Origin of the sequence: Alcanivorax sp. HI0007 (assembly GCF_001635525.1) — a bacterium.
In the GTDB taxonomy this organism is placed as follows: domain Bacteria; phylum Pseudomonadota; class Gammaproteobacteria; order Pseudomonadales; family Alcanivoracaceae; genus Alcanivorax.
The window spans coordinates 1-1207 of record NZ_LWEJ01000039.1 but is presented as its reverse complement, the minus strand read 5'-3'; the positions used below and the strand labels follow the sequence as shown (position 1 = coordinate 1207).

The window sequence follows — 1207 nt, the reverse complement described above, 5'->3', positions numbered from 1 at the left end:
AGTTTCACGTGCTCCGACCTACTCGATTTCACCTGATCAGATTTTCGGATACGGGGCTATCACCCACTATGGCCGGCCTTCCCAGACCGTTCTCCTAATCTTTCACAGACTTAAGGGCTAATCCGCGTTCGCTCGCCGCTACTGACGGAATCTCAATTGATTTCTGTTCCTACGGGTACTTAGATGTTTCAGTTCCCCGCGTTCGCCTCGCATACCTATGTATTCAGTATGCGATACCTGCCTTATGACAGGTGGGTTTCCCCATTCGGAAATCTCCGGATCAAAGGTTGTTTGCTACCTCCCCGAAGCTTATCGCAAGCTACAACGTCCTTCATCGCCTCTGGCTGCCAAGGCATCCACCGTGTACGCTTAATCACTTGACTATATAACCCAAAACAGTCTCTTCACTGCCCGCCTTTCGACTGACAACTCCAATCCCGTCCAGGTTGTTCATCGTGATAACGATTCACCATAAAGACACAAGTGTCAGAGATACTTCTTAGACGCTTGCGTATTCATTGAATACTTGGACTTCTCATTTCCCAAATTTTTAAAGAGCAAACCGAATCATAAAGATTGCGGTATCCGACTAAAAAGTCAGAAGCAAGCAAGACAATGCTTGATTCTGACTTCTTCAGCGCTTTCCAACCCATTGCAGCAAGCTGGTGGAGCCTAGCGGGATCGAACCGCTGACCTCCTGCGTGCAAGGCAGGCGCTCTCCCAGCTGAGCTAAGGCCCCAAAACCGTGCTGAAATTGGTAGGTCTGGGCAGATTTGAACTGCCGACCTCACCCTTATCAGGGGTGCGCTCTAACCAACTGAGCTACAGACCTATAGAAAGCGTCTACACCCTTCAACTACAGACAAGCAAACGTGTGGGCCCTGAACGGAACAGAGGTCTTCGTCGTTAAGGAGGTGATCCAGCCGCAGGTTCCCCTACGGCTACCTTGTTACGACTTCACCCCAGTCATGAACCACACCGTGGTAATCGTCCTCCCGAAGGTTAGACTAACTACTTCTGGTGCAATCCACTCCCATGGTGTGACGGGCGGTGTGTACAAGGCCCGGGAACGTATTCACCGCGACATTCTGATTCGCGATTACTAGCGATTCCGACTTCATGGAGTCGAGTTGCAGACTCCAATCCGGACTACGAACAGTTTTAAGGGATTTGCTTGGCCTCGCGACTTCGCTGCCCTCTGTACTGC

At 50.7% G+C, this 1207-nt stretch carries 2 tRNA genes and 2 rRNA genes; all 4 read right to left on the bottom strand.

Going from position 1 to position 1207, the window contains the following annotated elements:
* Positions 1 to 383 (bottom strand): 23S ribosomal RNA (locus A3714_RS02470); the annotation flags it as partial.
* A 280-nt stretch (positions 384 to 663) separates the two neighbouring features.
* A tRNA-Ala gene (locus tag A3714_RS02465) sits at positions 664 to 739 on the bottom strand.
* 16 nt (positions 740 to 755) lie between these two features.
* Positions 756 to 832, bottom strand: a tRNA-Ile gene (locus A3714_RS02460).
* A gap of 75 nt (positions 833 to 907) precedes the next feature.
* Positions 908 to 1207, bottom strand: a 16S ribosomal RNA gene (locus A3714_RS02455); the annotation flags it as partial.